The organism is Alcaligenes sp. Marseille-Q7550, from assembly GCF_965112015.1.
The window spans coordinates 1,062,592-1,086,441 of record NZ_CBCOPU010000002.1 but is presented as its reverse complement, the minus strand read 5'-3'; the positions used below and the strand labels follow the sequence as shown (position 1 = coordinate 1,086,441).

Annotated in this window: 21 protein-coding genes; 17 read left to right on the top strand and 4 right to left on the bottom strand. The window is 62.2% G+C overall.

The annotated features are described in order from the left end of the window. Window positions 1-7 precede the first annotated feature (7 nt). The 5 genes from ACWPWO_RS14540 to ACWPWO_RS14520 all read left to right on the top strand — a co-directional run bounded on the left by ACWPWO_RS14540 (window position 8) and on the right by ACWPWO_RS14520 (window position 7,091). Window positions 8-799: an ABC transporter permease gene (locus ACWPWO_RS14540; protein WP_454007187.1), complete on the top strand. Its 792-nt coding sequence runs from the start codon at window positions 8-10 to the stop codon at window positions 797-799. A 10-nt stretch (window positions 800-809) separates the two neighbouring features. Then, the gene (locus ACWPWO_RS14535) at window positions 810-1,565 is read left to right on the top strand and encodes an ABC transporter ATP-binding protein (RefSeq protein WP_454007186.1); all 756 of its coding nucleotides are present in this window, start codon (window positions 810-812) and stop codon (window positions 1,563-1,565) included. Next, the gene (locus ACWPWO_RS14530; protein WP_454007185.1) at window positions 1,562-3,862 is read left to right on the top strand and encodes a glycosyltransferase family 4 protein; all 2,301 of its coding nucleotides are present in this window, start codon (window positions 1,562-1,564) and stop codon (window positions 3,860-3,862) included. The genes ACWPWO_RS14535 and ACWPWO_RS14530 overlap by 4 nt, the downstream gene beginning before the upstream one ends. Before the next feature lie 98 nt (window positions 3,863-3,960). Then, entirely contained in the window at window positions 3,961-5,046 is a 1,086-nt protein-coding gene (locus tag ACWPWO_RS14525) for a class I SAM-dependent methyltransferase (protein WP_454007184.1), read from the top strand. A 74-nt stretch (window positions 5,047-5,120) separates the two neighbouring features. Then, the gene (locus ACWPWO_RS14520) at window positions 5,121-7,091 is read left to right on the top strand and encodes a glycosyltransferase (RefSeq protein ID WP_454007183.1); all 1,971 of its coding nucleotides are present in this window, start codon (window positions 5,121-5,123) and stop codon (window positions 7,089-7,091) included. A gap of 87 nt (window positions 7,092-7,178) precedes the next feature. Here the strand turns inward: ACWPWO_RS14520 and ACWPWO_RS14515 are convergent, their stop codons facing one another. From ACWPWO_RS14515 to ACWPWO_RS14505, 3 genes are read right to left on the bottom strand one after another with little or no spacing between them, the layout of a single operon-like run. Next, complete coding sequence (locus tag ACWPWO_RS14515; protein ID WP_454007182.1) at window positions 7,179-8,468, bottom strand: hypothetical protein; 1,290 nt, start codon at window positions 8,466-8,468, stop codon at window positions 7,179-7,181. Continuing rightward, window positions 8,452-8,862 (bottom strand): GtrA family protein, encoded by a 411-nt coding sequence (locus ACWPWO_RS14510; RefSeq protein WP_454007181.1) that lies wholly within the window; start codon window positions 8,860-8,862, stop codon window positions 8,452-8,454. Before ACWPWO_RS14510 ends, ACWPWO_RS14515 begins: the two co-directional genes overlap by 17 nt. After that, a complete protein-coding gene (locus ACWPWO_RS14505; RefSeq protein ID WP_454007500.1) occupies window positions 8,849-9,808 on the bottom strand; it encodes a glycosyltransferase family 2 protein in 960 nt (319 codons plus the stop codon). The genes ACWPWO_RS14510 and ACWPWO_RS14505 overlap by 14 nt, the downstream gene beginning before the upstream one ends. A gap of 198 nt (window positions 9,809-10,006) precedes the next feature. On the opposite strand from ACWPWO_RS14505, the gene ACWPWO_RS14500 reads away from it, so the two are divergent. The 7 genes from ACWPWO_RS14500 to ACWPWO_RS14470 all read left to right on the top strand — a co-directional run bounded on the left by ACWPWO_RS14500 (window position 10,007) and on the right by ACWPWO_RS14470 (window position 17,794). Further along, complete coding sequence (locus tag ACWPWO_RS14500) at window positions 10,007-11,035, top strand: ABC transporter substrate-binding protein (RefSeq protein ID WP_454007180.1); 1,029 nt, start codon at window positions 10,007-10,009, stop codon at window positions 11,033-11,035. Then, window positions 11,032-11,859 (top strand): ABC transporter permease, encoded by an 828-nt coding sequence (locus ACWPWO_RS14495; protein ID WP_454007179.1) that lies wholly within the window; start codon window positions 11,032-11,034, stop codon window positions 11,857-11,859. Before ACWPWO_RS14500 ends, ACWPWO_RS14495 begins: the two co-directional genes overlap by 4 nt. Continuing rightward, complete coding sequence (locus ACWPWO_RS14490) at window positions 11,847-12,584, top strand: ABC transporter ATP-binding protein (protein WP_454007178.1); 738 nt, start codon at window positions 11,847-11,849, stop codon at window positions 12,582-12,584. The genes ACWPWO_RS14495 and ACWPWO_RS14490 overlap by 13 nt, the downstream gene beginning before the upstream one ends. A gap of 137 nt (window positions 12,585-12,721) precedes the next feature. Continuing rightward, window positions 12,722-13,759, top strand: a complete 1,038-nt coding sequence (locus ACWPWO_RS14485; protein ID WP_454007177.1) for an ABC transporter substrate-binding protein — start codon at window positions 12,722-12,724, stop codon at window positions 13,757-13,759. A gap of 110 nt (window positions 13,760-13,869) precedes the next feature. Further along, window positions 13,870-15,525, top strand: a complete 1,656-nt coding sequence (locus tag ACWPWO_RS14480; protein WP_454007176.1) for an ABC transporter permease — start codon at window positions 13,870-13,872, stop codon at window positions 15,523-15,525. A gap of 72 nt (window positions 15,526-15,597) precedes the next feature. Further along, a complete protein-coding gene (locus ACWPWO_RS14475) occupies window positions 15,598-16,698 on the top strand; it encodes an ABC transporter ATP-binding protein (protein ID WP_454007175.1) in 1,101 nt (366 codons plus the stop codon). Between the two features lie 31 nt (window positions 16,699-16,729). Then, window positions 16,730-17,794, top strand: a complete 1,065-nt coding sequence (locus ACWPWO_RS14470; RefSeq protein WP_454007174.1) for a mandelate racemase/muconate lactonizing enzyme family protein — start codon at window positions 16,730-16,732, stop codon at window positions 17,792-17,794. A 99-nt stretch (window positions 17,795-17,893) separates the two neighbouring features. Here the strand turns inward: ACWPWO_RS14470 and hpaR are convergent, their stop codons facing one another. After that, a complete protein-coding gene (hpaR, locus tag ACWPWO_RS14465) occupies window positions 17,894-18,328 on the bottom strand; it encodes a homoprotocatechuate degradation operon regulator HpaR (RefSeq protein ID WP_394062193.1) in 435 nt (144 codons plus the stop codon). Between the two features lie 32 nt (window positions 18,329-18,360). Here hpaR and hpaH point away from each other — a divergent pair, with 32 nt between their 5' ends. The 5 genes from hpaH (at window position 18,361) to ACWPWO_RS14440 (ending at window position 23,825) form a co-directional block, all read left to right on the top strand. Further along, window positions 18,361-19,164 carry a 2-oxo-hept-4-ene-1,7-dioate hydratase gene (hpaH, locus tag ACWPWO_RS14460; protein ID WP_454007173.1) on the top strand — a complete coding sequence of 268 codons (804 nt, stop codon included), beginning with the start codon at window positions 18,361-18,363 and terminating at the stop codon, window positions 19,162-19,164. 22 nt (window positions 19,165-19,186) lie between these two features. After that, window positions 19,187-19,993: a 4-hydroxy-2-oxoheptanedioate aldolase gene (gene hpaI / locus ACWPWO_RS14455; protein ID WP_454007172.1), complete on the top strand. Its 807-nt coding sequence runs from the start codon at window positions 19,187-19,189 to the stop codon at window positions 19,991-19,993. Between the two features lie 20 nt (window positions 19,994-20,013). Further along, entirely contained in the window at window positions 20,014-21,468 is a 1,455-nt protein-coding gene (locus tag ACWPWO_RS14450) for an NAD-dependent succinate-semialdehyde dehydrogenase (RefSeq protein ID WP_454007171.1), read from the top strand. A 308-nt stretch (window positions 21,469-21,776) separates the two neighbouring features. Further along, window positions 21,777-22,907, top strand: a complete 1,131-nt coding sequence (locus tag ACWPWO_RS14445) for an ABC transporter substrate-binding protein (protein ID WP_454007170.1) — start codon at window positions 21,777-21,779, stop codon at window positions 22,905-22,907. Window positions 22,908-22,949: 42 nt separating this feature from the next. Continuing rightward, on the top strand, window positions 22,950-23,825 hold the full coding sequence (locus tag ACWPWO_RS14440; RefSeq protein ID WP_394062181.1) for a branched-chain amino acid ABC transporter permease: 876 nt from the start codon (window positions 22,950-22,952) through the stop codon (window positions 23,823-23,825). The last annotated feature ends 25 nt before the right edge of the window (window positions 23,826-23,850 follow it).

Sequence of the window (23,850 nt, the reverse complement as noted above, 5' to 3'; positions counted from 1 at the left end):
TTAGGGAATGAATCGATTCTTCAGTATCGGCTATCGGGACATGGCGCAGAGCGTCCGGTCCAGTAGCCTGTGGCTCCTGCTCGGCTGGGTGGAAATTCGTCAACGCTACGCGCGCTCCAAGATCGGGCCCTTCTGGCTGACGATCAGCATGGCCATTCTGGTGACGGCTCTGGGCCTTGTGTACGGCACTTTGTTCAAGGCCGAGCTACGCGAGTACCTGCCTCTGTTGGCTATCGGCTTCGTGTTCTGGGCGTTCATCTCCACCACGATCAATGATGGCTGCAATGCCTATATCAGCGCCAGCCCCTACTTGAAGCAGGTGCCTCTGTCGCGCGGGGTGTTCGTGTTCCAGACCCTGTGGCGCAACATGATCGTGCTGGCGCACAACTTCGTCATCGTGATCCTGGTGCTGCTGATCTTCCAGATAGACTTCTTCCACCAGCTGCATTTCTTTGTCCTGGGTTTTGCCCTGGTGGTGTGGAACCTGCTTTGGGCGGTCACCTTGCTGGCGCTTCTCTGCGCCCGGTTTCGGGACCTGCCGCAGATCGTGGCCAGCTTCATTCAGGTCATTTTCTACATCACTCCCATCCTCTTCAAACGCGACATGCTGCAGAAGTACCCGCTGTTGATCGATCTGAATCCGTTTGCCCATCTGATCGAGGTGGTGCGGGGCCCCTTGCTGGGCACCTCCGTCCCTTTGTTGAGCTGGATGGTCTGTCTGGGGCTGGCCGTGGCAGGGACCCTGTTGAGTCTTTTCATGCACGGCAAGTACCGTGCACGCATTCCGTACTGGGTCTAGGAGCAGCCGAATGTCTCACGTAAAAGCACAGAATCTTGTTGTGGAGATGCCGGTCTACGAATTGAGCGGCCGCTCCATGAAAATGCGCATGCTCAACAAGCTGGCCTCGGGCCGCATCGGCGCGGGCGACAATGGCATCACCGTGGTGCGCGCCCTGCAGGACGTCAGCTTCGAGTTCGGCGATGGGGACCGTGTCGGCCTGATCGGTTCGAACGGCTCAGGCAAATCCACCCTGTTGCGCGTGCTGGCCGGCATATACGAGCCGTCGTCCGGGCGCCTGGACGTTCAGGGCAAGGCAGTGGCCCTGCTGGAAATGGGCCTGGGCATGGACGACTCCATGACCGGCTACCAGAACATCAAGCTGCGCGGCATGCTGCTGGGCATGACGCCCGACGAAATCGAGGCCAAGACGGCCGAGATCGCCGAGTTCACCAATCTGGGCGACTACCTGCACCTGCCCATCCGTGCCTACTCGTCCGGCATGCGCATTCGCCTGGCCTTTGCCATCTCCACGGCCGTCGAGGCCGAATTGCTGCTGCTCGACGAGGTCATCGGCGTAGGCGACGCCGCCTTCCTGGAAAAGGCCAATGCCCGCCTGAAGGCCTTCCAGGACAAGGCCAATATCGTGTTCATCGCTTCGCATTCGGGAGCCGTTATTTCTGACATGTGCAACAAGGTCATGTGGCTCGAGGGCGGTCATCTGAAGTTCATTGGAGATGTCGCCGAGGGGCTCAAGGCTTACTCGGACTACCTGGAGCAGAAATGAGCGCGGGCGCTGATCCGTCCGCCGCAGGGCAGGGCATGCAGGCCGCCCTGGCGGTAAAGCCGCGCCGCATGGCCTTCATCGTGGATATCCGTGGCTGGGCCTTCGACATCATCGCCCAGTCCATGCAGGCCCGGTTGGGGCCTTTGCTGGATGCTTGCGACATCATTTATTGGGAAGACTTCGACGATCCGAACGCCCTGGTCAGACATGTCAATGGTCAGGGATTGGATCTGGTGCACTTTTTCTTCCGTGAACACCTGGACCTCATCCTCAAGACGGTGGCGGGACAAAGTGACGCGTTCACTGCTTTTTGCCGCCATGCGTTTACAACGCATATTCCGGATTATCTGTACGCGAGCAGTTTTGAATTAGCAGCGCGGGCTGGCCTGTTTGATTTCGTCGACGGCTATTTCACGACGTGCAGGGATTTGTTCGACATCTATTCGCACGATCCGCTGGTTCGCGATCCGGACGGCGTGATCTTCGATTGGCCGGAGATCTCTTCTTTACCGGCCATCCCCTCCAAATCCGACGGCAATGGCTTGCGGGTGCTCTGGTCGGGCAATTCCAAATGGGGCGAATACGCTGGCTTCATGGACTACAAGGGGCTGGCGACGGTCATTCGTCCCGCCTTGGAGCTGGTACAGGAGAAGTTCCCGAATGTCGAGTTCGTGTGTTTCGACTCGGCGGAGAAAAAGGTCCCGCACGAGACGATTCTGGCCGAACTGGAAAAAGCGGACATCTTGCTCATCGCTTCGGAAAAGGAAGGCACGCCTTTGACCTTGATCGAGGCGATGTCCCGTGGCTGTGCCGTGGTTTCGACCCCGGTGGGCATTGCGCTCGATGCACTGCCTGAGCAGCAGCGGCCGTTCATTTGCCCACGTGATGCGGGTGCTTTCGCGCAGGCGCTGATTCGCCTTTGCAGGCAGCCGCAGGAGCTTCGTAGTTTGCAGCAAGCCAACTGGGAGGCTTATCAGGCGCAATTCGGGCCTGACAGCCCTTTGTTGGGCAAATGGGTGGACTTCCTGAATCTGGCCTATGAACGTCATCAGGATCAAGGTCTGTCTCGCAAGCAGGCCTTGGCCAAGGCGGCCGCCGGCAGCGCAGCCAGGCGGATGCTTGTAACGACCTTGCGTTCGTCTGTACGGCTTGCCAAGCGCCTGGGCCTGGTCGACAGGCTCAATCGGCTTTCACCGCGATTCGCTGGTTTCTACAACCGGATCCTGCATGGCGGTAACCAGCAGGGAACCCCGGACTACGAGCGTATAGGCTTATCGTATCGGCAATTGCTGGAAGAATGGCCCGACGGCCGGCCTTTGGTGGTGTATGCGCCGATGTGGAAAGGTGTGGCTGCGTCGACGGAAACCCTGTTCGGCCCTCATGTGCTGCGTTTTCCCTATTTCGACTCCGAGTTCCCGGAGGTCGAGCGTCACGCTTATCTGGAAGACCTGGCCAAGATGCTGGCGGACAAGCTACGGGTTCCTTTGGTTTATAGCGGGGGGTCGGTACTGCATCTGGCGCTGGCGCGCCGCCTGCATCAATTGAATCCGGGCCTGCGCCAGTTTTTCATGTGGCATGGCTCGCCGGCGCAGTGGGTGGATAAAGGGCAGGCGGCGCATTTTCAGATGTGGCAGGCCGCCTATCGGGAAGGCGTGATCAGGGGGATGGTGCCGGTGAAGCCTGGGCTGCATCTGGCCTTGGAGCGGATCGGCATCCGAGCCTGGGACCTGTTCAATCCCGTCCCGGACCTGCCCGTTGCCGGCCGAAGCTTCAGGGGCAGTGGCGAGTCCATACAGATCGGCCTTTTTTCCGCCATCAGCTCCTGGTACAAGAATCCCCATGTGCAGTTGCTGGCGGTGGCGGGACGCCCTGACGTTGTGCTGAACACCAATCTGCACGAGGACGATATTCGCCATGTCGATTTGGGCGTCAAAGCGGTCCGGCACTATCACCATATGCCGCGCCCCAATTTCCTGCAGCTGATCGCCCAGCAGGACTTGAACCTTTACGTGACCAATACGGAATGTTCCCCGATGACTGCCTTGGAAAGTTGGGCGATGGGTGTGCCTTGCATCGTGGGGCCGGCGGGGGACGTGTATTCAGCGGTCTCGCCACGTCTAGCGGAGCTGCTCGTAGAGCCCAAGGTGGATGATCCGACGGCCATTGCAGCACGGATCGACCTTGTGCTGGCGCATCGCGACGAAGTGCGTGCTTTATTGGCCAGATATCGTGACCCCTACAATCTCGCGTTCAGGCAAAAATTGAATCAACTGCTGCAAGATCTGTGCAAAGACTGATCAGTAGACTCTGTCAGCTCGTTGGTTTGTTTCCGCCATTCACCATATTGCTGGAAATGGAAAAGACGAGCGTGAATTTACTCATTTGAAAAGAGATTATGGAACGCTTAGACTTATCCGCCCGCCCGGAACATCCGACGCAAGAGTCGACGATACATTTGGCCCGCTATGCCAGCATTCTGCCTTTTGTGAAAGATAAGGTTGTGTTGGATATTGCCTGTGGCGAAGGCTATGGATCGGCCTTGATGATGCGGGCAGGCGCTCGCCGCGTGGTAGGCGTGGATATATCTGCAGAAGCGGTGGAGAAGAGCCACCGGGTATTTGCCGCGTCGGGGGCGGAATACATTCAGGCCGATGCCACGAGTCTGGATGATTTGTTCGAGCCGGGCATGTTCGACGTGGTGGTCTCCATAGAAACGATCGAACATGTCATGGATCACGAAGCCTATTTGAGCGCGCTCAAGCGCGTCGCCAAACCCGAGGCTGTTTTCCTGGTGTCCTGCCCCAATGATTATTGGTATTACCCTAACGAGGATCAGGCCAATCCCTATCACTTGAGGAAGTATCGCCTGGAGGAGTTTCAGGCGGTCAGCACCAAGATCCTGGGCGACAACGTCCATTGGGCGCTGGGGTCGGCCGTGTTCGGATTCGGAACCGCTCCGCTGGACGGGACCTCATTGGAGCCGCTCTACAGTTCGTGGATGAAGGCCAATGAGCTGGGTGCGGCATTCGTAGTCGAAAACGACAGTTTGATGCCGCTGGCGACGGAGAACAGCAGCTATTTCATGGGTTTGTGGAATACGAGCGGCTTTTCGCATGGCGCAGCGTATTTCGGCGTGAGTATGGACGCTTATGCGCGGATGTTCGACGCTCTGGCTTTCGATTCGGTTTCCGATTTGAAGGCCGCTTTGGAGCATGCAGCTACCAGGGAGAGGGAGTTGACCCAGTCTTTGGAGCTGGAGCGTCAGGAGTTGCGCAATAAAGCTTTGTTGCTGGCGGCCGTACAGTCCGAGAACAAGGTGATCCGCGAGAACATCAATGGCTTGTGGGACGAGATCAATCGTCTGAATGGTGTCATTGGCGTTATGCAGGTGGGCTATTGGCGCTATCGTCGCATCAGCGACAAAATTCCCGAGAGCCTGCGCCGAGCCGTAGTTAAATGTGTACGGATTCTGAAGAGATAATTCCGGATGAATAAAAAAGTAGATTTGGTTGGGGGCTGGCTTCGCTTCCGTATGTTTACGAGCCGAATCATCATTTGCTCAACAAGGACCTGATTGCCAAGGGCGGGGCGAATATTGGCCTCGATGGGGAAAATCTAACCATCACGTTCCTGTCCATGAACAGAGCGTCGCTATCGGAAAAATTGTTGCGTTCCATTCGGGCTCGGATGCCTGGGTACAAGGGCAAGGTCCTGATCATCGACAACGGGTCCAATGTCGAGGAATTGGATAAGCTGCGGGCCGTGTTGCATGAGCTGAAGCTTGATGCCAAGCTGGTCGAACTAGGCCGCAATTACGGGGTCAGCGGCGGCCGAAATAGAACCATACCCCATGTCGAAACCGACTGGATCATGTTCCTGGACAACGACATTTACTTTGTCCGGAATCCTTTGCCGCGCATCCAAAGCGACTTGTCGCTGTTGGGTTGTCACTTTATGAGCCTGCCTTTGCTGGACCCTGATGGCAAGACCTTGTTTGCCAAAGGGGGGAATATTTATGTCAGCTTCGATGACAAGCATGTCCATGTTGGCGCTGGCAGCGTCTCTCCCCAGGTGGAAACTTCCGATTTCGACGGGCAGGGTTTTCTGTCCACCTTTTTGTTCGGCGGCGCATGCGTGCTCAAAAAGCAGTCCTTCCTGAAGTTGGGTGGCTATGACGAAGCCATGTTCATTGGCTTCGAGGACATTGATTTTTCCATACGATTGTTCCAGGAAGGCGCCAAAGTAGGTACGACGGGCGCCGTGGCTCTGATCCATGATCATCCTAAGCCAGTGACGACGGAGGACATCGAGTACGAACGTACTCGCTTTACACGCGACATACTGCATCAGGCCGCCAAGCACCTGGAGCGCAAGCATGGCTTTCAGTTCTGGTCGACGGGAGTGGAGTTCTGGCTGAGGGACAAGCACCGTTCTCTCGATATTTCGGCCGGTGCCCCCCTGGAGGGCAATGATGAGGTGCTTGAGCCGGCTTTGGCGCCCGCGCAAGTGCATGGCAAGCCCAAGATTGCATTGGTTGTGGATTCGGATCATTGGGCGTTCGCCAACATTGCGAGGCAGATAGTCAAGCACCTGGGGCATCGATTTGACTTCCAGATCATCCCCACCGAGGTGGTCGACAACATCGATCAGATCCTGGTCATGACCGCCGATTGCGCCGTGACGCACTTTTTCTGGCGCGAGTACCTGAATCTGGTCCGGCACGAGTTCGCGCAGGGCTATGCGCGGATGATGGGCTTCAAGCCTGACGTCTTCGTTCAGAAATACGTACGGGATCGGGTGATAACAACCTCGGTTTACGACCACCTTTTCCTGAGCGATGATGAAATTCAGGCGCGTATTCCCTTGTTCAACGAATTGGTCAAAGGGTATACCGTCAGTTCCCAGCGCCTGTTGGATATTTACAAGAACATCGAAGCATACCCGGCCCCGGCCGAATTGGCCGAGGATGGCGTCGACCTAAGCCTGTTCAAGCCTGTGAATCTTGAGCGTTTCAATACCCTGGGCCAGCGTACCCTGGTGATAGGCTGGGCGGGCAACTCCAAATGGGCGGCAGGGCAAGGCGAGGACTTCAAGGGTTTTCACAGCATTTTGAAACCGGCCGTCGAGCAATTGCAGCAGGAGGGCCTGGACATACGTCTGGAGCTGGCGGACCGCCAGCAAGGGTTTATCGCGCACAAAGACATGCCGGCCTACTATGCGAAGCTGGACGTCTACGTGTGCCCATCCAAGATCGAAGGCACGCCGAATCCCGTCCTTGAGGCCATGGCCTGCGGGGTGCCGGTAATTACGACGGATGTAGGCGTGGTGCCGCAGGCGCTAGGTAATGATCCATTCTCCCTCATCCTGCCCGAGCGCAGCATCGATGCCCTGAAAGAGCGGCTGAAGAAGTTCTATGCCGGGGGGCATCCGAGGCGGCGGCGATCTCCCGGGACGGGCTGGAAAAAATCCAGGAATGGGATTGGTCTAAGAAGGTCAAGAGCTTCGAGCGCTTGTTTGATGGCTTGATCGAAAAATAAATCGCCATGGAGCTCCCGGGCGGTGGCGGACACCCGGGAGCAAGAAAGCAAGCTTGGCTGCCAGCGCGCAAACGCGTCAGCGGGCCGGTCCGGAACTTTGCCGCGCCAGCAGAAGGCCCGCCATGCAGCACGCTAGTATGGACCAGTAAAAATATCTGAAATAGGGCGCGTTTGCGACCAGAAGGTAGGAAAACAAGTTGATCATTGCCGACAGGCAAAGCACTGCCGCCAGTCCTGCGTTTTCACGGGAGCGCAGGCGCCAGCTCTGGATCAGCAGCAGGCTGGCCGCCAGCAGCCAGAACCAGCCTGTAAACAGGAACGGCAGCGTCTTGGCTATTCTCGTGACATATTTGCCGACCAGAATACGCAAGCGGTTGGTTTTTGTTGATTCGTAGGAATAGGGCTCCCAATAGCTGTAGCTGGGCTTGTTCAGGTCGAAGGGGGCAGGCAGGGAAATGCCCATGAAGCGCGCATAGGCCTTGAGCCGGAAGCTCAGGTAATCCCAAGGGTGCTTCTGTATGGCGTGACGCCAGGCCGCCTGGATGCTTTCAAAGGAAAGCGGCGGTTCGCCTTTGTCGTGCAGGCGGAAATAATTGTCGTTGATGGAGGCCTTGTAGCTGTCCTGCAGTTGCGTCAGGCTCAGTCCGGGAATCAAGGATTCTTGCCGGGCGACGGACAGGTGGGTCAGGTCATCCACCAGGATGACGACGGACGGGTTGTCCTTGCGGGTGTTGAGTATGCCTGAATTGAAAGCCTGAACCGCGGCATATACAGCCGCCATGGCGACCGCGGAGGCGACAAGCAGTGCTGGCCAGCGCATGCGCTGGAAGCGTTGATGGAAATACAGGTACAGCAAAGGAAATATGGACAGCGCCGTGTTGTAGCGGTAGCCCACGGCGACGAAGGCGCATAGCCAGAACGTGGCGGCGGGCGCATGACCGCGCCTGTGCAGCAGCGCGGCGGACAGCAGCAGAAAATAGGCGGTGCCCACGTCTTTCCAGATGACGCCGCTGATACCCAGGATGAATGGCAGCAGGCCCAGCCCCAGGTACCAGAGCGGGGATTGGCCGGGATTCAAGCGGGACAGGTAGAACAAGGTGCTCCAGAAGACGGCCAGGTGCAGCACGAGCAGGCCGGCATGATCGGGTACGACGAAGTTGCTCAGGCGCCAGAGCCAGGCCATCAGGGCGGGATGCCAGTCGCTGTAGGTGTTGCTGTCGGCTTGCGCCAATTGGGACAGGGAGTCCGGCGTGACGATGCCTGGGTAGAAGATGGCCAGGTTCAGTATGGCGGCGCACAGAAACAGGAGGGTGGTCGCCCAGAGAGGCATGCCTTTTCCCATCATGTGCTTAGCGATGGCCAGCATGATGATCGGTCTTGAACAACAACAGCTTCATCTGTGCGTAATTGACGAGCATGCCCGCCAGGCTGCCCAGGGCCACGCCGATGACGGGGTATTCGCGCACCGTGTGCAGGTTATGGACGGCCAGGACATAGACGAGGTAATTGACTGCGCCGCCGAGCATCATCATTCCCAGGTATCGTATGAATTCATGCGCCAGAGGAAGCCGGGAAGGGCGATGCTGGAAGGTCAGGCTGCGATTGATGAGCCAGGTTCCGAGCACGGCGCATAGAAACGAGGCGACGCGCGCCAGGTACAGACCGAGCGCGTCCTTGAGCATGTAGAGCATGGCGCTGTCGATCAGGAAGCCAGCAGTGCCAGCCAGTCCAAAAAAAATAAGTTCTCTAAGTTTGGGCATCGCGCTCGGGGGTTCTATGCAGTGGAATGGCCAGATAGGCAAAGCGCCTCATTTCCCGACGTGCCCGTGTCAGGGAATCAAGGATGATGCCAGTGACGAACATGAGCAGGCTGACGATGGACAAGCCCGTGGCCAGGATGGCCGTGGGTAGGCGGGGCACCAGGCCGTCCTGGAGGTAATCAATGAACAAGGGAGTTGCCAATATCAGCGCCAGCAGGGCCAGTAGGCCGCTGATGATGCTGAAGCAGGCCAAGGGGCGTTCGAACATGTACAGTCGGCCTATCGTGCGCAGAATGCGGATGCCGTCGCGATAGGTGGAAAGCTTGCTGACGGATCCTTCAGGCCGGGCGCCGTAACGTGTGTCCATTTCCCCGTAGGGCATGGACATCTCCAGCGCATGCACAGTCAGTTCGGTCTCAATCTCGAAGCCGGCGGACAGGCTGGGAAAGGACTTGACGTAGCGACGGGAAAAGACCCGATAGCCGGACAGCATGTCGGTGAATTCGCCGCCGAATATGTTCTTGACCGAACCAGTCAGCATGCGATTGCCGAAGCGGTGGCCGCGACGGTAGTTGGCTTTCTCACCGCCGTCCGTCCGGCAGCCCACCAGCATGTCAAGATTCTCCGAGATCAAGCGACGCACCATTTCGCCAGCGCAGGAGGCGTCATAGGTCGCATCGCCGTCCACCATAATGTAGTAATCAGCATCGATATCGGCAAACATGCGGCGCACCACGTTGCCTTTGCCTTTTTTGTGCACGTGGAACACGGTTGCTCCGGCCGCCCGTGCCGCTTCCTGGGTACGGTCGGTGGAATTATTGTCGAAGACATAGACGTCGATCGTGGGAATGGCCAGCCTGAAGTCCCGCACGACGGCCGCGATGGCCGCCTCTTCGTTGTAGCAAGGGACTATCAGGGCGATGTGATGCTCGGAGAGATTAGGCATGGTGGACATGAACAAGTGATTGGGAAGCACTGCATGGAGCGTCCTGTGGTCCGAGGAAAATATAGTTATGTACTAATCAGTATAGCTAGAGTTTCCATACAGAAAGTGAACATGTTATTTCTCATGGTTATAAGCAAATAAAGATACGTCTCCCCAACAGGTTTATGCTTCAATTTTGGCCTGTTTTTCGAGTTCTTCATGTTTTTTCGTTATGTAGCCGCCAGCGTGCTGGCCTTGTCCGCTTCCCTGCCCGCCCATGCTGCGGAGCAGGCCTTGGAGATCGGCTATCTGCCCATCCTGCCGGCCGCCCAGTTGTTCGTGGGGCTGGAGTCGGGCGCCTTGCTGCCTGAAGGCGAACCTGCGCCCAAGCTGGTGTCCTTCCAGAGCGGTCCGGCCCTGACCCAGGCGCTGATCGCCGGCCAACTGGATGTGGCGTACGTGGGCATCGGTCCCGCCCTGGTGGCCAAGGCCAAGGGCGCCGACGTCAAGGTGGTGGCTTCCAACATCGTGGAACAGGTCAATGTGGTCGCCATCGGCGACCTGGCGGCGTATTTCGATCCGGCCAAGCCTGTCGGCGCACCCGACTTCGCGGCGGCGGTGGCCCGCTTCACGCAGGAGAAGGGCCGCAAGCCCCTGATCGCCAGCTATCCCAAGGGCGCGGTGCCCGAGGCGGCCCTGCAGTACTGGCTGCGCAATGTGCTCAAGTTGAAGCCCGATGCCGTGGAACTGATCTACCAGGGCGAGGCCCAGATCCAGCAGGCGCTCAGCAATCATGCCGTGGACGCCGCCGCCATCCTGGAGCCCACGGTCAGCCAGATCCTGAAGCGCCAGTCCGACGCCAAGGTGCTGGCCCGCGGAGCGGAGCTGTTTCCCAACCAGCCGGGCGCCGTCTTGCTGGTGCGCGAATCCCTGATCCAGAACAAGCCTGAACTGGTGCAGCATCTGGTCAGCGCTCAGGTGCAGTCCCCCGCCCTGCTGCGCGATGACCCCGCCAAGGCCACGCCCTATGTGCAGAAGTACGTGGGCGGCGGACGCCTGCCCAAGGACGTGGTGCAGGGCGCCATCGAGCGCTCCCACGACCAGTTCCAGGCCGATCCGGGCAAGATCATCGAAGCGACCCGCCAACTGCAGGACTTCCAGGCCACGCTGGGCACGCTGAGCACCAAGCTGGATGACGTGCAGAGCCTGTTCGATACGCGCTTCTATCAGAAGGCGGTCAGTCAATGAGCGTCGCCAAGCAAGCCCCCCTGGCCGCGCCCGCCGCCTCGCAGGCCGGCGCGGCCGCCGCCGCCTTGTGGCAGCGCGGGCTGGAGCGGATCGTGTACGGCCTGGCCGGCCTAGCCCTATTCATCTTGATATGGCGCCTGGCCTACGTGCTGGACTGGGCGCCCAGGGGCACCTTGCCGGATCCCCTGGCCCTGCCGGCGGCCTTGATGGCGGAGATCGAGTCCGGCCGTCTGTGGCCGGCCGCCCAGTCCAGCCTGGTGCATTATTTCTGGGGACTGGGGCTGGGCACGGCGCTGGGCATCCTGTTCGGCCTGGCCTCGGCCACCTTGCGCCGCCTCGACCTGCTGCAGGCCTATCTGGTGCGTTTGCTGAGGCCTATCCCGCCCTTGGCCTGGGTGGTGTTCGCCATCGCCTGGTTCAAGGTCAGCCATGCCGGCGCGGCCTTCGTGATCGCCATCGGCGTGTTCTGGCTGAACTATTTCGCCACCTACAGCGCGGTTCGTTCGGTGGACCCGCGTTATTACGAGCTGGCTTCGGCTTTCGGGCATGGGTCTTATTTCGCGCGCGCCTGGACGGTGACCTTGCCGGCCATCGCGCCCGGCCTGCTCAGCGGCGTGCGCGCCGGTATCGGGCAGGCCTGGATGACGCTGATCGCCGCCGAACTGCTGGGCGTGCCCGGCATGGGCCAGGAAATGAACGCCGCGGCCGGCGTCGGCGCTTATGACGCCGTGGTGGTGTACATGCTCATCATTTCCGTCGTCTACACCGTGTGCGACATGGTTTTTCTGACCTTCAACAAATGGATTCTCCAGTGGCAGCCTTGATTCAGTTCCAGGGGTTCGGCTTTCAGTACCCTGGCGCGCCGGCTCCCGTGATCCGCGATGTCAGCCTGGACGTGCAGGCGGGGCACTTCGTGGCCATCGTCGGCGGCTCGGGCGTGGGCAAAAGCACGCTGCTGCGAGCGGCTGCCGGTCTGAGCCGGCCCAGTTTCGGCCACCTGCGCTCCAGCCTGACGGACAGCCCAGGACGCCGTTCCAACGCCTTCGTGTTCCAGGACAGCCGCCTGATGCCCTGGCGGCGAGTGGGGGCCAACGTGGCTTATGGCCTGGAAGGCCTGGGCCTGTCGCGGGCCGAACGCGAACAGCGCGTGGATGCGTCCCTGCGCCAGGTGGGGCTGGCCCATCTGAAGGATCGCTGGCCGCATCAATTGTCGGGCGGACAGGCTCAGCGCGTGGGCATCGCCCGGGCACTGGCGGTGCAGCCCGATCTGCTGCTCATGGACGAACCGTTTTCCGCGGTGGACGCCCTGACCCGGCAGGCGCTGCAGGACGAGCTGGTGCAGGTCTGGCAGCGCAGTTCCGCCGCCATCCTGTTCGTGACCCATGACATCGATGAGGCCGTCTTCCTGGCCGATACCGTCATCGTGCTGGGCGGCAGCCCGGCGGGCGTCAGCGCCCGCATCGACATCGATCTGCCGCGTCCGCGGGATCGGGCCGCCGCCGAGTTCGCCGCTTATGTGAAAGAAGTGGGCGCAGGCTTGCAGATCTGATCCCGGCGCGCTATTGGCGCTTTTCAGTACATACCCCAACTTGTAGCGGGTCCCGGTTCTTGGGCATCATGTAATTACTAAACAGGTTAATTAAAAACCTGGAACAACATGACCCGGAACGGGTGCGGAGACAGCTCATGAACACGTGGATGAAGCGGTATTCGATGTTGGGGGTGGCGGCAATCTGGGCGGCGACTTGCGCCGTTCCGGCACAGGCGCAAAGCGCCGCCGTCATGGACAGGCTGGCCCAGGGGGCGGCGGCCAACGGCAAGCAGATCACTTGGTACGAAAGCTCCCCCGAGGACCAGATTTCCAAGGTGCTGGCCGGGTTCAACCAGCGCTACCCGGATGTGAAGGTCCGCTACGTGCGCCTGGTCGGCGGCAACGAGCTGGCGTCCCGGGTGATCCAGGAGGAGCAGGCTTCGGGCAAGAGCGCGGACGTGCTGACCGGCGGGCCGGACCACCTGTGGCAACTGAACCACCGCGGCCTGCTCAAGGACTTGGGCGCCGAAAACCTGGACCTGCCGGCCAAGCTGCTGCCGGTGAACTATTCCGTGCCCACGACGGCCTCGGTCTATGTGGAGATCTGGAACACCCGCAAGGTCAAGGACGAGGAAGTGCCCGCGAGCTGGGACGAACTGATCAACGACAAGTGGCGCGGGCGCATCGGCAACTGGGTGCGGGCGGCGGCCTTTGCCCAATTGGCGCACACCTGGGGCGAGGAGAAGGCGGAGCAGCAGTTGCGCAAGTTCGTCACACTCAAGCCCTACCTGTTCAAGTCCACCTTCCCGCTGGCCCAGGGCGTGGCCTCCGGCGAAGTGGACATCGCCCTGGGCTTCTACCATTCCCTCCAGCCCATCCTGAAGGCCGGCGCACCGGTCAAGTACCGCCTGCTCGACCCTACGCCCATGCACACCATCTCCACCGGCATCACCAAGTCCTCCGCCAATCCGGATGCGGCCATGCTGCTGGCCTTGTGGCTGACCACGCCGGAGGGCGCCAGGATCTACGAGGACGCGACGGCGCGGGGCAATCCCGTGGTGGAAGGCACGCAGACCCACCAGATGCTCAAGGACGTGAAAGTGTCCGAATGGCCCTTCGACCAGAACGACAAGCTGGCCGAACTGAACGACAAGTTCAACGCCATCCTGGCCGAGGGCGCCAAGGTCAAGTGACCGGCGGCTGATTCCTCGTTTTTTCCAATCAGCCCGACCGCGCGCCGCCGCAGCGGCGCCGTGGGGCGGCTGCTGCGCCGTGCGCGGCGCAACCGACAAGGAGAAGAGCAATGGCGGTTGCAGTCGGACCTCGGGCAGGGCGGTTCAGCCTGCCTGTGCTGGCCTTGGTGTTCATCCTGGCCTATCTGGTGCTGGTGCCCCTGGGCATCTTGCTGGTCAGCAGCCTGACGCCCTCGGGCCTGCCCTTCGACCCAGGCTGGACGCTGGGCAACTATTTCAGCGTCTACGGCGATCCGGCCTTCTGGCGCATGGTGTGGGTCACGGTGCAGTTCGCCGTGGGCTCCATGGCCGGCGCCATGGTTCTGGGCATCGCGCTGGCCTGGGTGGTGGAACGCACCGACCTGCCCGGCAAGCGCGGGCTGCGCATCTTCCTGGCCCTGCCCATGGCCATCCCGCCGTTCCTGCTGGCCATAGGCTGGATTTTGCTGCTGAGCCCGCGCATCGGCTTCTTGAACACCCTGCTGCAGGATTGGACCGGGATCGAGGGCATAGGCTTCGACATCTACACCCTGGGCGGCATGATCTTCGTGCAGTCCTTGTCGCTGGTGCCTTCCACTTTCCTGATCTTGTGCCCGGCGTTCCGCAACATGGATCCCAGCCTGGAGGAGGCCGCCATGACGGCGGGGGCGGGGCGCTACCTGCTGTTCCGGCGCATCTTCCTGCCGCTGCTGGCGCCCTCCCTGCTGGCGGCGGCGATCTTCATGCTGATGGTGGGCTTCCTGGTCTTCGACGTGCCCGGCACGCTGGGCATGCCGGTAAACATCTTCGTGCTGTCCAGCCGCATCGTCTACCTGGCCACGGACAGCGCCGGCGGCATGTCGGCCTATCACGTGATCAGCACCATCGCCGTGTTCTTCCTGCTCATCCTGCTGTTGCAGGCCATGGTCTATCACCGCCTGACGCGCAATGCGAACCGTTTCGTCACCGTGACGGGCAAGAACTTCCGGCCTCGCCTGCTGCCCCTGGGGCGGTGGAAGTGGCCTGTCCTGGCCTTGATCATGCTGTATTTCTTCCTGGCCACCATCCTGCCGCTGGGCATCCTCTTGTGGACCAGCCTGATGCCCTGGCTGATGCCGCCGTCCATGGAGGCCGTGGGGCTGATCAACTGGAGCAACCACCTGGCCTTCTTCACCAATCCCCTGACGCTGGGCGCCCTGGCCAATTCGCTGATCATCGGCGTGGTCGCGGCCACCGCGGTGGCGCTGTTCTCGGTGCTGATCTCCTGGGTCGTGGTGCGGCGCGGCGGCAAGAGCGCCAAGGTCGTGGACTTCCTGGCTTTCCTGCCCATCGCCATCCCCGGCACCATGATCGGCGTGGCCCTGATCTATGTCTACCTGAACCTGTCCTTCCTGAATATCTACGGCAGCATCTGGATCATCGCCATCGCTTACGTCACCACCTACATCCCCTTCGGCACGCGCAGCACCAATGGCGTGATGATGCAGCTGCATCGCGAACTGGAAGAGGCCGCGCGCGCATCAGGCGCGTCCTGGCTGCGCGTGATGCGCCGGGTGGTGTTGCCGCTGACCTTGCCGGCGGTGATGGGCGTGTGGATCTGGGTGATCGCCCATTGCATACGCGAGCTGTCCTCGGCGCTGCTGCTGCAGGGGGCGGCAACCAGACCCTGCCCGTGGTGCTGTGGAATTTCTGGGTCGGCGGCGAGCCGAACAAGGCGGCGGCCGTGGGCCTGTGGCTGGTGGTGCTGATGTTCGTGACCATGCTGGTCTGGCAGATGTGGGGCTCGCGCGGCTCCGCGAACAAGCGATAAGAGGGTAGTCATGTTGTCGATTTCGGATTTGCAAGTGCATTACGCCACCGAGCACGGCCTGGTGGAGGCGGTGAAATCCATCAGCCTGGAGATTCGCGAAGGCGAGTTCTGTACCTTCCTGGGACCCAGCGGCTGCGGCAAGACCACCACGCTGCGGTGCATCGCCGGGCTGGAGGAGCCCACGCGCGGCCGCATCGCGCTGGGCGGGCAGGACATCTTCAATGATGCGGGCGGCGTCAACGTGCCCACCCACAAGCGGGACCTGGGCATGGTGTTCCAGTCCTATGCCATCTGGCCGCACATGACGGTGTTCGAGAACGTGGCCTTTCCGCTGGAGACGGCCGGCGTGCCTCGCGCGCAGCGCAGCGAGCAGGTGCTGTCGGCCCTGAAGATGGTGGGCCTGGGCGACTTCGCCCAGCGCTCGGCCACGCAGCTGTCGGGCGGGCAGCAGCAGCGCGTGGCCCTGGCGCGCGCCATCGTGCGCAACGGCAAGGTGCTGCTGCTCGACGAGCCGCTGTCCAACCTGGATGCCAAGCTGCGCGAACAGATGCGCGATGAGCTGCGCGACCTGCAAAAGACCCTGAAGACCACCACCATCTTCGTGACCCATGACCAGGACGAGGCGCTGGCGATGTCGGACCGCATCGTGGTCATGGAAAAAGGGCGCATCGTGGAGCAGGGCACGCCCATGGACCTGTACCTGAAGCCGCGCCGGCATTTCACGGCGCAGTTCATCGGCAAGGTGGACGTGTTCGCCTGCGCTCCCGTCCAGCCCGACGGCGGCTTCGCGGCCGTGGACACGCCTCTGGGGCGTATCCGCGCCAGCGATCCCCACGGCCTGGGCGAACGGGCGGGCTTTTTGATGATACGTCCCGAATCGGTGGAGATCCTGCCCGAGTCGGCCCAGGGCCAGAACCTGGTGCCGGCGACCGTCAGCCACAAGGTGTTCGTGGGCGACCGCACGCATTACAGCTTCGTGAGCGACGGCCGGCAAAACCTGTCCGCGGTGGCCTCGGCCTACCTGGACCTGCCGGTGGGTCGGGCCGTGAAGCTGTCCCTGCATCCGGAGCGCTGCGTGCTGCTGGAGCGCGAAGCGGCGCCGGCCGCCTGAACCCCGACAAGACCGGACACAAGGAGAAGACATGAACCAGGCTTTGCAGTTGAAACCCTACAACCAGGCCCTGCAGGTGCCGTACCGCTGGTCCAAGGGCACCCAGTACGTGCGCCGCGGCTTTCTGGTGCGGGCCGAGATCGACGGCCACGTGGGCTGGGGTGAGTCCGCCTTGCCCCCGCACGTCATCTATGACGGCTGGAGTTTCGCCGCCCACTGCGCGGCGCTCCTGCATGGTCTGGACGCGGCGGACGAAGGCTTCTTCCACGAACTGGCCTTGCGGGAAGTATCGCCGCGCGTGCGCTGCGGCCTGGCTTCGGCCGTGCTGTCGGCCCGCGCCAGCGCCCAGGGCGTTTCGCTGGCGCAATACCTGGCGGGCGATGCCCGGCCGGCGGCGCGCGTGCCGGTGAACGACCTGATCGGCGATGCGGAGCCGGCCGCCTGCGTAGAGCGGGCGCGGGCTGCACTGGAGCGCGGGCAGGACATGGTCAAGGTCAAATGCACGGCCGAGCGCGCCCTGGACCTGGAGCGGGTGGCGGCCATACGCAGCGCCTTTCCCGCGCTGCGCATGCGCCTGGACCCCAACGAGTCCTGGGAATTGGACTGGGCCCTGGAGCAGATCCAGGCCATGGAGCGTTTCGACATCGACTACATCGAAGAGCCCCTGCCGCGCGGCACTGACTTGACGACCTATGCGCAGTTCGCCCGCCGCACCTCCATCCCCCTGGCGCTGGACGACTCCATACGCTCGCCCTTCCATGCCCAGCGCGCCATCGAGATGCAGGCCGCCAAGGTGCTGATCCTGAAGGCGCCGCGGGTGGGCGGGCCGGATGTGGCCGCCCAGATCATCGCGCAGGCGCGCGAGGCCGGCGTGCGCTGCGTGGTCACGGCCAGCCTGGAGACGCCCATAGGGCTGCATGTGGCGCTGCATGCGGCCGCCTTGCTGGCCCAGCCGATCGAACCCTGCGGCATGGGCACGGCGCGGTTCTTCAGCAACGATGTGGCGGTGCCGCCGGCCATCGTCGACGGCTATATGACCGTGCCCCGGCAGCCGGGCCTGGGCGTGGATCTGCAGCCCTGGTGGGACGCCAACTGAGCCGGACGCGGGCGGATTTACTCCGCCTTCGCTAATAAGTTAACATGTTAATTAAATTCTGCTACGATGAGGGCATGAACCGCACGGCGGGAAGGGGGCTCAGCGCGCCTGGATGCGCTCGATCATGACGTCCACGTTGTCATAGAGCGCGCGCAGCAGCTCGGGCCCGATGGCCTGCTCCAGGTCCTGGTAGATGGCCTCGATCCGCGGGCTCAGGCCGGCTACGGTGTGGCGGCCCTGCTCGCTCAGGCTGATGACCTGGCGGCGCAGGTCGTCCGGGTCGGCGCAGCGCTGGATCAGGTTCGCCTGTTCCAGCACCCGCAGCATGCGGGTCAGGCTGGGAGCCAGGATCTGGGCCTGCTGGGCCAGGGTGGCGGCGTCCAGGGAGTCGACGTCGTAGAGGGTGCGCAGGACGCGCCATTGCTGTTCGCTGATGCCTGCTTCGCTCAGAACAGGGCGGAACCGCTGCATCAGCACTTCCCGGGCGGACAGGAACAGATGGGGCAGGTTGCGATGTTTGAATGGGGTTGGCATGAAGTCAGGCTGACCGAGATAAAAAGGATTAGGTGATGGATTCTAAAGTGATTGAACAGATTGCGGCACAACTGGACGCCAGCGAGCAGTCCCGGCAGCAGATCCGCCAAGTGTCGCTGCAGTACCCCGACATGACCATGGATGACGCCTATGCCATCCAGCATGCCTGGGTCAGCCGCAAGGTGGCCGCCGGCCGCGTGGTGCGCGGCCACAAGGTGGGCCTGACTTCGCGCGCCATGCAGTTGGCCTCCAACATCAACGAGCCGGACTTCGGCGTGCTGCTGGACGATATGTTCTACGCCGATGGCGCGGCCCTGCCCATGGAACGCTTCATTGTGCCACGGGTGGAAGTCGAGCTGGCCTTCGTCCTGGGAACGGACTTGAAGGGCCCTGGCGTGACGCTGATGGACGTGCTGCGCGCCACCGAATACGTGGTGCCGGCCCTGGAAATCATCGATGCGCGCTTCCACCAGGTGGATCCCGAGACCAAGGTCACCCGCAAGGTGCTGGACACCATTTCAGACAACGCCGCCAATGCGGCCGTGGTCACGGGCGGGCGCCCTGTGAAAGTGGACGAACTGGACCTGCGCTGGGTGGGCGCCGGCCTGGTGCGCAACGGCATCATCGAGGAGACCGGCCTGGCCCTGGGCGTGCTGAACCACCCCGGCAATGGCGTGGTCTGGCTGGCCAACAAGCTCGGGTCGCTGGGCGTGGGCCTGCGCGCAGGGCAGGTGATCCTGTCGGGCTCCTTCACGCGGCCCGTGTTCGCCCAGAAGGGCGATGTATTTTGCGCAGACTACGGCACACTGGGTACCATTAACTGTCGCTTTGAATGATTGCCACAGGAAAGGATGAGACATGAAACACCCCGTTAACGCGTTCAAGCAGGCTTTGCGCCAGGGCCGGGCCCAGATCGGACTGTGGCAGGGATTGGCCAGCCCCTATACGGCGGACTTGTGCGCCGGGCTGGGCTACGACTGGCTGCTGCTCGATGGCGAGCACGTGCCCAATAACGTGCAGACCCTGCTGGCGCAACTGCAGGCCGTGGCGGCGCATCCGGTTGCGCCGGTGGTGCGCCCGAGCTGGAACGATCCGGTGCAGTTGAAGATGCTGCTGGACATCGGCGCGCAGAACCTGCTGATTCCCATGGTGCAGAATGCGCAAGAGGCCAGGGACGCCGTGGCGGCCGTGCGCTATCCGCCCCAGGGCATCCGCGGCGTGGGCACGGCCCTGGCGCGTGCGGCCCGCTGGGGCGGAACGCAGGATTACCTGGCGCGCGCGAACGAGGAAATCTGCGTGCTGTGCCAGGCGGAAACAGCGCAGGCGCTGGCCAATCTGGATGACATCCTGGCGGTGGACGGCGTGGACGGCGTGTTCATCGGCCCGGCCGACCTGGCCGCCAGCATGGGGTATCTGACCCAGCCCGGACATCCGGAGGTGCGCGCCGCCATCGAGGATGCCATCGTGCGCATCCGCAAGGCCGGCAAGGCGCCGGGTATCCTGCAGTCGGACGTGGCCACCGCCCGTCATTATCTGGAGCTGGGCGCGCAGTTCGTGGCCGTGGGCGTGGACGCCGTGCTGTTGCGCCGCGCCGCCACCGACCTGCTGGCGCAGTTTCGCGACGACGTGAGCAGTGCGCCCGTGCAGGCCGGCGCGGCCTATTAACGTCTATACAGGAGACAAGAATGGAACAATTGCAGCGCAAGGACCTGTTTCGCCAACAGTGTTTCGTGAATGGCCAGTGGCAGGATGCCGATTCCGGCAAGACCCTGGAAGTCCAGAATCCGGCCACCGGCAAAGGGCTGGGCACCGTGCCGCGCATGGGTGCGGCCGAGACCCGCCGGGCCATCGAATCCGCCCGCCAGGCCTGGGCCGGCTGGCGCGCCAAAACGGCCCAGCAGCGCAGCGTGATCCTGCGCCGCTGGTTCGAGCTGATGATGGCGCACCAGGATGACCTGGCCGTGCTGATGACCCTGGAGCAGGGCAAGCCGCTGGCCGAGGCCAAGGGCGAGATCGCCTATGCGGCGTCCTATTTCGAGTGGTATGCGGAAGAAGGCAAGCGCGCCTATGGCGACGTCATTCCCGCCGCCTCGGGCGCCCAGCGCATCGTGGTGGTCAAGGAGCCCATCGGGGTGTGCGCGGCCATCACGCCGTGGAACTTCCCTTCGTCCATGATCACCCGCAAGGCGGGCGCGGCCCTGGCGGCCGGCTGCCCCATCGTGGTCAAGCCCGCCAGCCAGACGCCGTATTCGGCCCTGGCGCTGGCCGTGCTGGCGCAGGAAGCGGGCGTGCCCGACGGCGTGTTCTCCGTCATCACCGGCAGCGCCGCGGAAATCGGCGGCGAGATGACCGGCAACCCGGACGTGCGCAAGGTCAGCTTCACCGGCTCGACCGAAGTGGGCCGTACCCTGATGGCGCAAAGCGCGGAGCAGATCAAGAAGGTGTCGCTGGAGCTGGGCGGCAATGCGCCTTTCATCGTGTTCGACGATGCGGACCTGGATGCCGCCGTGGAGGGCGCCATCGCCAGCAAGTATCGCAACATGGGCCAGACCTGCGTATGTACCAATCGTTTCTATGTGCACGACAAGGTGTATGACGCCTTTGCGCAGAAGCTGGTGGCGGCCGTGGAAAAGCTCAAGGTCGGCAACGGCCTGGAGGAGGGCGTCACCCAGGGGCCGCTGATCGACCAGGCCGCCGTGGACAAGGTCAGCGAGCACGTGGCCGACGCCTTGAAGCTGGGCGGCCGCGTGCTGACCGGCGGCAAGCAGCCCGAGCTGGGCGGACAGTACTACCTGCCCACGGTGGTGGCGGATGCCACGCCCGCCATGAAAGTGGCGCAGGAAGAGACCTTCGGCCCCATGGCTCCGCTGTTCCGCTTCAGCAGCGACGCGGACGTCATCGCCCAGGCCAACGACACCATCTTCGGCCTGGCCGCTTATTTCTACAGCCGCGACATCGGCCGCGTCTGGCGCGTGGCCGAGGCCCTGGAATACGGCATGGTCGCCATCAATTCCGGCCTGCTGTCCAACGAGGCCGCGCCTTTCGGCGGCGTGAAGCAATCCGGCCTGGGCCGCGAAGGCTCGCATTACGGCCTGGACGACTACATGGTCGTCAAATACATGCTGATGGGCGGTATCTGAGCTTTATCGCAGTACTGCAGCTAGACCTTGGCCCGCGCGTTGAATCGACCCAAAAAGTCCGGCTGCGCGCCGGGCTTTTTTCGTCCAGCCTCGTTGCGCCCGGGACGGCGCCGCGGCGCTCTGGACAAGAGCCCTTGCGATCAATCAATCAGCCTGCTGACTATCTAATAACTGTAAGCCTTTGATAGAAAAGGTGTAGTTGAAGAAAATTACCTAGGGTATTCACTATATTTTTATTTATTCATCGTTTAGTTAATATTTTTCCGACAGCAATTCCAAGACTTACAAACATCCTTCAGGAGACAAGAATGCGGAAGACAATGCTGATGACCGTGGCCGGATTGGCGCTCGGCATGGGGGCGGCGGCGCAAGCCGAGAGCATCAGGATCGGCGTCATCCAGCCTTTGACCGGCTCGGTGGCGTACAACGGGGTGGCGGATGTGAACGGTTCGCGCCTGGCTGTCCAGCAGCGCAACGCCAAGGGGGGCGTGCTGGGGCAGCAGGTGGAGCTGGTGGTGGAGGATGGCGAATGCCAGCCGTCCAAATCGGTGAACGCCGCCGAAAAGCTGATCCAGAAAGACAAGGTCGCGGTGATGTCCGGCGCATTCTGCAGCTCGGCCACCATCGCCGTCATGAGCGTGGCCCAGAAGTACCAGGTGCCGCTGCTGTCCGGGGTGTCGTCCAAGAGCGATCTGACCGAACGGGGCAATGAATGGTTCTTCCGCACGGCGGAGACCGACGGCCTGCTGGCGCATGCCTTTGCCAAGCTGCTGGTCGAGCAGCTCAAGCTCAAGCGCATCGCCTACATCGGCGTGAACGACGACGGGGGCCGGGGCGGCATGGAGGAGATCTCGCGACAGATCGAGGCGCTGGGCGGCGAGACGGTGGAGAAGCTGTATTTCGATCACGGCGCCACGGACTTCTACACCATGCTGACGCGCCTGCGCGCCCAGAAGCCGGACGGCATCTTCGTGGCCGCGGAAACCCAGGACGGCTCCATCCTGGTCAAGCAGATGAAGGAAGTGGGCCTGCAGTCGCGCATCTTCGGCGTGGGCAGCTGGGCCACCGCGGACTTCGTGGGGCTGGCCGGCGAGGCGGCCGAGGGTATCTACGCCGCCGTGCCCTACGCGCATACCATCAAGCGCGAGCAGAACCAGCAGTTCGTGAAGGACTACCAGGCTGCGTACAAGGAGCTGCCCGGCAAGTACTCGGCGGCCGGCTACAACGCGCTGAACATCATCATGGACGCGATCGAGCGCGCGGGCGCCGCCGATCCCGACAAGATCCGCCAGGCGCTGGCCGCCACGGACTACCAGGGGCCCAACGGCAGCTTCACGTTCAATGACAAGCGCCAGGCCTACGGGTTCGACGCCGTGCTGGTCCAGCTGCAGGGCGGACAGCCGCAGATCGTGGCCGAAACGTCGGTGACCAATGACTGATCGGCCCGGACTTCGTTCTGGCTTTGTTGAGGAGATAGCAAAGTGCTGGACCTAACGTTGCAGTTCATCGTGAATGGGCTGGTCAATGGCACGTTCTACGCCTTGTCGGCCCTGGGCTTGACCCTGATCTTCGGCTTGATGAGGCTGGTGAACTTCGCGCATGGCGAGTTCTACATGATAGGGGGGCTGCTGGGCTGGATCGTCACCCAGCAGCTGGGCTTGAACTTCTTTGCCGGGCTGGCCCTGGTCATCCTGGTGATGGCCGCCTTCGGCTGGCTGCTGGATCGCTTCCTGATCGAGCGCATCCGTGACAAGGGGCCCGAGCCGGGCATCCTGCTGACCATAGGGATGTCCATATTCCTGGCCAACACCGCCTTGATGCTGGTGGGCACGGCGCCGCAGAAGGTCCTGGCGCCGGTGCCCAGCGCGCCCCTGTTCGTCGGCCCGGTGTTCATCACCGAAGTGCGCCTGTTCGCCATCGCCATGTCGGTGCTGGCCATCGTCGCGGTGCGTCTGCTGATCCAGAAGACCAAGCTGGGCAAGGCCATGCGGGCGACCTTCCAGGACCCGACCGCGGCCAGCCTGGTGGGCATCAAGACCTCCACCATCTATGCGGCGACCTTCGCCATGGGTTCGGCCCTGGCCGCCACTTCGGGCATGCTGCTGGGCTCCATCTACGTCGCCCAGGCGTCCATAGGCGGGCTGATCAGCCTCAAGGCCTTCGTGGTCGTGATCCTGGGCGGCATGGGGAATTTCGCCGGCGCCATCCTGGGCGGCCTGATCCTGGGCGTGGCCGAGGCTCTGTGGGGCGGCTTCGTGCAGACGGGCACCGTGGACATGGTGGGCTTCGCCCTGGTGATCCTGATCCTGCTGTTTCGCCCTTATGGTTTGTTTTCCGTCCGTGCGGAGCGTGCCTGAATGACTATCGAACGACGTTTTCTGA

Coding starts and splice junctions, on each gene's coding strand:
- ACWPWO_RS14540 (WP_454007187.1), top strand. CDS start 8: ATGAATCGATTCTTCAGTATCGGCTATCGGGACATGGCGCAGAGCGTC.
- ACWPWO_RS14535 (WP_454007186.1), top strand. CDS start 810: ATGTCTCACGTAAAAGCACAGAATCTTGTTGTGGAGATGCCGGTCTAC.
- ACWPWO_RS14530 (WP_454007185.1), top strand. CDS start 1,562: ATGAGCGCGGGCGCTGATCCGTCCGCCGCAGGGCAGGGCATGCAGGCC.
- ACWPWO_RS14525 (WP_454007184.1), top strand. CDS start 3,961: ATGGAACGCTTAGACTTATCCGCCCGCCCGGAACATCCGACGCAAGAG.
- ACWPWO_RS14515 (WP_454007182.1), bottom strand. CDS start 8,468: ATGCTGGCCATCGCTAAGCACATGATGGGAAAAGGCATGCCTCTCTGG.
- ACWPWO_RS14510 (WP_454007181.1), bottom strand. CDS start 8,862: ATGCCCAAACTTAGAGAACTTATTTTTTTTGGACTGGCTGGCACTGCT.
- ACWPWO_RS14505 (WP_454007500.1), bottom strand. CDS start 9,808: ATGCCTAATCTCTCCGAGCATCACATCGCCCTGATAGTCCCTTGCTAC.
- ACWPWO_RS14500 (WP_454007180.1), top strand. CDS start 10,007: ATGTTTTTTCGTTATGTAGCCGCCAGCGTGCTGGCCTTGTCCGCTTCC.
- ACWPWO_RS14495 (WP_454007179.1), top strand. CDS start 11,032: ATGAGCGTCGCCAAGCAAGCCCCCCTGGCCGCGCCCGCCGCCTCGCAG.
- ACWPWO_RS14485 (WP_454007177.1), top strand. CDS start 12,722: ATGAACACGTGGATGAAGCGGTATTCGATGTTGGGGGTGGCGGCAATC.
- ACWPWO_RS14480 (WP_454007176.1), top strand. CDS start 13,870: ATGGCGGTTGCAGTCGGACCTCGGGCAGGGCGGTTCAGCCTGCCTGTG.
- ACWPWO_RS14475 (WP_454007175.1), top strand. CDS start 15,598: ATGTTGTCGATTTCGGATTTGCAAGTGCATTACGCCACCGAGCACGGC.
- ACWPWO_RS14470 (WP_454007174.1), top strand. CDS start 16,730: ATGAACCAGGCTTTGCAGTTGAAACCCTACAACCAGGCCCTGCAGGTG.
- hpaR (WP_394062193.1), bottom strand. CDS start 18,328: ATGCCAACCCCATTCAAACATCGCAACCTGCCCCATCTGTTCCTGTCC.
- hpaI (WP_454007172.1), top strand. CDS start 19,187: ATGAAACACCCCGTTAACGCGTTCAAGCAGGCTTTGCGCCAGGGCCGG.
- ACWPWO_RS14450 (WP_454007171.1), top strand. CDS start 20,014: ATGGAACAATTGCAGCGCAAGGACCTGTTTCGCCAACAGTGTTTCGTG.
- ACWPWO_RS14445 (WP_454007170.1), top strand. CDS start 21,777: ATGCGGAAGACAATGCTGATGACCGTGGCCGGATTGGCGCTCGGCATG.